Source organism: Psychromonas sp., assembly GCF_983033635.1.
Genome location: NZ_CEZLMY010000190.1, coordinates 1 through 6250 on the forward strand (window position 1 = coordinate 1; position 6250 = coordinate 6250).

The following is a 6250-nucleotide window of genomic DNA, read 5'->3' on the forward strand; positions in this document are numbered from 1 at the left end:
GTTTTAACTTCTTTAAAAATAAAACCTTATGCTACTTTTAGGAATCATTTTAAAAGAAGTGAAAACTACAATAAAACAAGTATAGAACTACATGAGTTAATTTTCTTTCTTAGCCAGTGGGTCTTCTCTTTGATATTCCTGATAATACGCCATCACCTGTTTCACGTAGCGTTGCGTTTCCGCATAAGGCGGTACGCTGCCGTTTCGTTCAACCGCCTTGGGACCTGCGTTATAGGCAGCCAGTACCAGAGGAAGATTGCCTTCAAATTGTATCAGTAACTGTTTTAGATAAAGGCTTCCGCCCATAATGTTTTCAGCCGGGTTGAAAGGGTCATTAATGTTAAGCGGTTTAAGATTGATCGGCATTATCTGCATAATTCCCATTGCACCAGCTGGTGAGACGGCATCTGCTTTAAAGTTGGATTCGGCTTTTATTACCGCTTTAACTAAAGCAAAGGCAACGGCGTTTTGTTTGGATGCTTTTCTGATCAGAGGGTCATAGTGATCGACTGAGTTTGCCGATCCGCTGCCAGACACTTTTTTCTGACTGTTGATTTTTGCCCTGATCCTTTGCCAATAATGAGCTGAATGCGGCACATTGCTGAAATGCACCATGCCAGCAGCGTCAGTGTAACTGTATATTTCGGCCCGCAGGAGCGCAGCGGGTAGCAATGTTAATAAAAGTGCAAAAATAAAAACGGCACAGGTATTCATTTACCCTCACTTAAAGTACTACTGAATCAGCAAAACTGCGCAGATTCATCCAGCCTTTTTCAACACCGGACTCTGATACCGATAGAGTAGTAATAATCAGTTCGTCATTATTAAGCCAGCTTAAGCTTAGTTGGAATATTTTGAAATTCGTTTGCAGCCAGGATTGGGAACAGGCGGCAGGCTGCGCTTTGAATAACTCTTCTCGGCAAAAGTCCAGCTGGTAATTTATGTTAGCGAATTTTAATGCTTCGTTGCTTTGCTGTAGATAAGCCAGCGGTGTATTAATGACTGATATGGGTAAAGTGGTGAGACAAATACTGGCCGGATAGGCTTCTGGTTTCATATCTGTTGCTTTATTTGAGCATATGGGAGTAACGGAGGGAATTTTGCAGTTACTTAGTGTAATAGTCAGAGGAGACTTAGCATCGAAACTGCTTGGTTTACTCTTATCTGTCTCACCATCTGTATTGGTATAGTCATTTGTCACTGAAGCTTGTTGCTGTAGTGTAAATCCTGTCGGAGCTATAAAAGAGCACCGGCCAAAGTGGATGCGCGGGCAAGTTATTGTGCTGCTGGATACGAGTTTAAGTGCTGACATATTTTTGCACCATTGTCATTTGTACCTGGTATTGCATATGACTGCGGTCATGAAGTCGCAATGACCATGGAATCTCTTGCTCTGAGATCAGTGCCAGTTCCGCCAGCGCGTTGGGGTGATCGCCACCGGCCAACAATGATCTTAATATCGCCTCACTGGCTCCCTGATAGGGAGATCGCTGGGAGTGCCCCCCCAACCATGAACCAACAGGTGTGGCATTGGCAGACCAGTCATAAGGTGTGGCAATAATACCGCAGCTTTTAGAACTAAGAACTCTCGCCAGTTCTTTTAAGTGGTCATAGGGTGAGGTGACACAATCGAGCAGATTAAGGCTGACCGCTAAACTGAACGACTCGCTTGCCAAGGGAAGGGCCGTGGCATCGCAAACCCAGAAATCCAGTTTGTCTGTTCTTTTTTTGTCAGCTGGCAATGAAAACTCTCGGCGATCGTAGGTTATTCCCACTCTTCGTTTAGGATAGGTAATTTGGCCGGTTTCCATGATTGACGCTGCCACTTTAAGCATGCTGAAATTAATATCCACGCCAAGCACTAAATCGTCGAACTCTTGGGCAAGTTCAAAACTGCTGCGACCGACCGCACAACCAATATCTATAACAGGTCCGCTTTTTTTTCCTGTTAGTGACTGCAGGCCTTGTTTCAACAGTCTAGCCACAGAGCCTGGTATTGACGGTGGGGTGGCGGTTTCCTCGGGATCAAGATCAGCATAATGATCAAAAGCATAAGTACTTAGGTGCTGGCGCTGGCTATCAAAGGCTGATCCCGGTCCAAAACAGTCTCCGAGCAGGCTTTCCATTGTGGCAGTCAGATCATGACGTTCAAGGAGCGGCAGAATATTTTGGGATATATAGTTTCTCAAATCGCTCACGATAATTGGTATGCCATCAATAATAGGGAATTCACTTAGGCATTGAGGGTGTGAGCAAAGTAGAATTCCTTCTGTCACGCAATAGCCGTTCTCCTTGAAAACAGAGCCGATTTTAAGTGGTGAATGTCGCTGCCCTTTAAGGCAGATGGGGCATAAAGGCTTCAGCGTTTCAAAGTGTAGTCGTTTGATAAGTTTATCCTCCAATCATTACCGTAGGACAACCGGGCGGTAGAATTTTACCTACCGGGCCGGGAATAGGGGCAACACAGGTTGTATGCGCAGTTAGGTCATTGACCCGGGCAGCGGGCATACCGCCAATGATTACGCTGGTTGAGCCCATAACAACATTGCCGGGCCCGGCAGGAACACAACCTGGTAATACACAGGGAGTGGTCATACTGCCAAGCTGGGCGGCTGGCTGATTACCGATAAGCACAGTGAAAGCTCCGGTGATAATTGGCAGAGGAAGTGCCGGGTGGGGCACTGGAGTCGGAATAGGTGCCGGCGGATGAATTGGGGCGTGACAGTGCGGGGAGTCCTGTCTTACCATATCGCCAATACGGGCCGCATTTGGCATAGTTTTATCCTCTGGTCGCGGTGTGAGCCTTGGGGGCAAGCCGTAATTATGTAGCTAGTCAGTTCAGGAAAATCATCTTGCCTTTGGCTCGGATGTCGTTCTCTGACTTGATATCAATGTCGGCGGATGCCTCTATTTCCATGGTGCCATTACTTTTTAGTGAAGTTTTTTCTGTTGCTTCAATACTGATTTTTTTTGCTTGCAGAGCAATAGATTCTGTTGCCTGAAGCTTAAGGTGTGTGCCGGTTAGAGAAATAACCGGACCGCTTTCTGTCATAAGGATCTTGAGGATAATATCGCCATTTTCTTCGGTGATCTCTATGAGCTCCCCATTTTCGTTCGAGTGTGCCTGCACTTGTCGACCCGAATCTAACTGCAGTTGCTTTACTGGCTCTAATTCATTCTCGACATAGTTAAAACTGACAACGTCTGCTTTGCTAGTCATTATTCCAGTCCCCTTAATTTATATCTTCGAATGTTATTTTGCAGCGTTTCTAATGGAGAACTAACCACAGTTTCACTATAGGATATTAATAATAATTTAGCATGCTGTTAAAGGAATAAATTAAAGTACTATCGTTTCGGCGAATGCAGTTAATTCAATTTCGAATGTATAGATCATCCAACTATTAAAAACGGGAATTGGCTCTTGTCTTGTACCTAACTGGCTGTAGTCACTTTGTATCTGTTATAATCCGTTGCAATTATGACTATAAAGCAGAACTTAAGATGGCCAAGCAGAAAGCAATTATAAAAATGCAGACCTATGGTATCCACTCTCAATGGCAATCTAAAGCAAAGGAGCTGCCCAAGATAAAAGAATTTACCACTGATATCCCCGCTGAAATAGATATTGAATTTGGTTTTATCGTTAATATAAAAAACGCCCGTGGCAGCAAAATTAATTACTGTATTGAACATCCTGGTATTCATGATCAAGCCGGAAAATTACGAGCTCCTTTTACAGGTGAAATTCATATCACGAATAATGATTGGGAATTTTATCTTGGTGATACAATTTGGGCTCCGGTTGAAGATAAATGCGGCCCTTGGCGCATGACCATTGAATTAAACAAGCGTATTGTTGCAGATAAAACCTTCAATATTTCATCAAGTAGCTCAAATGATCGCTTTAAAAAACGCTTTGCCTACATATAGAAAATCAACAGGCAAGATGCCTGCTGTGTATTGCTTTGTACAAAATTCAGCAAGCAACCAAGTTGATTGTGGTAATGCGCATTACAAATATAAGAATAGAAAAGGCAAAATATGAAAAGTAATATCGAACAATTACTGAGCATGGCTGTACAAGTAAACGAACTGTTTATGAAGCGTTGCGGAACTCTATCAACCACTGTGGGCTTATTGGATAAAGCGTTACGTAAGCAAGGTAACAATTCAGAAGCGGTAACGATTGATAGTGCAAAGTTAGGCAAAAAGCTTATGTTTATTATTCTTGATGAACAGCCAAATATCGTCGGTGTTGGGGTCGGGGAGATAGGGACTGATGACTTTTCATTCTTAGGTCAATACGAGCTCGAACAAGTAACTGAAACAATTATGTTTGATCTGCTTACAGATAATATGGTCTAAAAAACTGTTTAAACGTGCGTTTGTCTGTGTTTTTATATGCCAATAGATATTATAGCTGTTTGCGCATGGTTCGTTATCTATGCCTTTAAGGGCTGTCGTTTAACCACCATTTCCCTGCAATGGTGGTTAAACGTAAATAGCTGGCAGTCTTTACTGCTCAGAGATAGCTAACAAAGCACTCTGAATTTCCTGCAGTTTCTCTTGCAGTTTAAGCATGTTATCCGGACCCATGCGAATCATAAGTTTCTGAGCATCGGCTAGCGTTTCTAATTCAGGATCTGCGAATTTATACATTGCTGATGGCGCCACTAATGCAATTGGCTCGCGAATAACAGGGGCGTCGAGTGCTGTATCGATTGCTTCAATCAAGGTACTGCCGAATGCGCCTTCCGGGTAACCAATCTCTTGATAAGCTTGATCAAATAAAGGTTTTAACTTGGTGTATTGGCTGATCATAAACTCAATATCAATTGAGTTTATGATTTCGACATAGGGAGCATAGCGGTTATAGCTTTCTTCATTAAGATAAATTTTATTGTCTCGTTTAAGCACACTAAATTTATCGGCAGGTTTTATTAACGGGCTAAAATTGGCCAGCAAGTCTCCTCTGGCGAAGTTATCAGTAAAAACAACGAAGTTCCTGATAATATCTGTTTTTATTAATAATGGCGAATATGTCGCTAGCGATGATAGTTGTTGCGCTGACTGTAACGCCATTGTATCCGACTCATCCAATGGGGGCAGCTTGATAGCAGGCTCTACTTCTGGAGTTGGTTCAACTATCACTTCTGGCTCAGCGGCTACTAAGAGTGGAGGTGTTACTGTCTCTGTAATTGCTGCAGCAGGTTGCTGCACCTTAACGGGCTCAATTACCGGCGTTGGCTCTAGCTCTGCAACCGGTTGAAGAACGTTATTTTTACTGGTGAAATAAGAATAAGTTCCGGCAACAATCATAACGAGTCCGATTGCAATAATTATGCTGCTTGCCGGCGAGTTGCGCTTTGTTTTTTTTACTGTTGGCATTGTATTTTTCCTGAATATGTATGTCAGAGTGTAAGCCGTTTGGTGCCAGACTATCTCTTTACAATAAGTGTTGCTTACTGTGCAGCAGCCCTGTTAATTGCATTGATTTTGGCAAAATCACCGATATAAATCCACAATAGTTAGCACTTATTGTTAAATGAGCAGTTAAATTTACCTTGGCAATGTTCAGAGAAAGCATTGTATAACTTTGCTATCAATACGGCGCTGCCAATCAAATTGCCGGCTTGTGTATTAATATCAGTAAGTTGCTGGTGTGTTATGTTGGTTATTAAGGGAAAAACAAGAGCAGAGAATCATACACTGAGTTGTTACGATTTACGTTCAAGCCTAGAGTGTATGTAAGGCATATTGCTAACGCCAGTGTTTTTCTATTAAAGATGAAATAGGTGATGTTGTGATTAACGAACATATGCTCGATAAATATAAACTTTCGCGTTTCTTAAATGTACAAGATGCTTGCTACGAGTGTGTACTGCAAGAACTTAAAGCAGGTAAGAAACAATCACATTGGATATGGTATATATTTCCGCAAATAGACGGCTTGGGAAGAAGCATTACAGCACGGAAATTTGCAATTCAGTCTCTACAAGAAGCTGCTGCATATATAAAACACCCTATTCTGGGTACAAGGCTAATTGAATGTACGAATTTAGTGCTTCAAGTTAACGCTAGCAGTGCAAAAGATATCTTTGGATTTCCAGATTATTTGAAGTTTCACTCGTCAATGACCTTGTTTGCCTGCACAAATGAAAATACAGAAATATTTAACAGTGCTCTTGCTAAGTTTTATGGCGGAGAGCTTGATAAAAACACGCTAAATATATTGGGATTAACAGAA

General features: G+C 42.2%; 9 protein-coding genes. 3 read left to right on the forward strand and 6 right to left on the reverse strand.

Features of this window, described 5'->3' with window-relative positions; all coding sequences use genetic code 11:
* Positions 1 to 96: 96 nt before the first annotated feature.
* The 5 genes from AC4GME_RS16410 to AC4GME_RS16430 are packed head-to-tail and all read right to left on the reverse strand — an operon-like array spanning position 97 to position 3220.
* Complete coding sequence (locus AC4GME_RS16410; RefSeq protein WP_490379795.1) at positions 97 to 714, reverse strand: transglycosylase SLT domain-containing protein; 618 nt, start codon at positions 712 to 714, stop codon at positions 97 to 99.
* 10 nt (positions 715 to 724) lie between these two features.
* A complete protein-coding gene (locus AC4GME_RS16415) occupies positions 725 to 1312 on the reverse strand; it encodes a hypothetical protein (protein WP_490377813.1) in 588 nt (195 codons plus the stop codon).
* Positions 1299 to 2402 carry a methyltransferase domain-containing protein gene (locus AC4GME_RS16420; RefSeq protein ID WP_490379796.1) on the reverse strand — a complete coding sequence of 368 codons (1104 nt, stop codon included), beginning with the start codon at positions 2400 to 2402 and terminating at the stop codon, positions 1299 to 1301. The genes AC4GME_RS16415 and AC4GME_RS16420 overlap by 14 nt, the downstream gene beginning before the upstream one ends.
* Positions 2392 to 2775: a PAAR domain-containing protein gene (locus tag AC4GME_RS16425; RefSeq protein ID WP_490377811.1), complete on the reverse strand. Its 384-nt coding sequence runs from the start codon at positions 2773 to 2775 to the stop codon at positions 2392 to 2394. The genes AC4GME_RS16420 and AC4GME_RS16425 overlap by 11 nt, the downstream gene beginning before the upstream one ends.
* 58 nt (positions 2776 to 2833) lie before the next feature.
* A complete protein-coding gene (locus AC4GME_RS16430) occupies positions 2834 to 3220 on the reverse strand; it encodes a hypothetical protein (RefSeq protein WP_490377810.1) in 387 nt (128 codons plus the stop codon).
* Between the two features lie 284 nt (positions 3221 to 3504).
* Between AC4GME_RS16430 and AC4GME_RS16435 the strand changes: the two genes are divergently transcribed.
* A complete protein-coding gene (locus tag AC4GME_RS16435) occupies positions 3505 to 3933 on the forward strand; it encodes a DUF3859 domain-containing protein (RefSeq protein WP_490379797.1) in 429 nt (142 codons plus the stop codon).
* 111 nt (positions 3934 to 4044) lie between these two features.
* Entirely contained in the window at positions 4045 to 4368 is a 324-nt protein-coding gene (locus AC4GME_RS16440; RefSeq protein ID WP_490377809.1) for a hypothetical protein, read from the forward strand.
* A gap of 150 nt (positions 4369 to 4518) precedes the next feature.
* On the opposite strand, the gene AC4GME_RS16445 is transcribed toward AC4GME_RS16440, so the two are convergent.
* Complete coding sequence (locus AC4GME_RS16445; protein WP_490379798.1) at positions 4519 to 5391, reverse strand: DUF3014 domain-containing protein; 873 nt, start codon at positions 5389 to 5391, stop codon at positions 4519 to 4521.
* A gap of 415 nt (positions 5392 to 5806) precedes the next feature.
* Here AC4GME_RS16445 and AC4GME_RS16450 point away from each other — a divergent pair.
* On the forward strand, positions 5807 to 6250 hold a 444-nt coding region (locus AC4GME_RS16450; RefSeq protein WP_490379799.1), incomplete at its 3' end, for a DUF1810 domain-containing protein.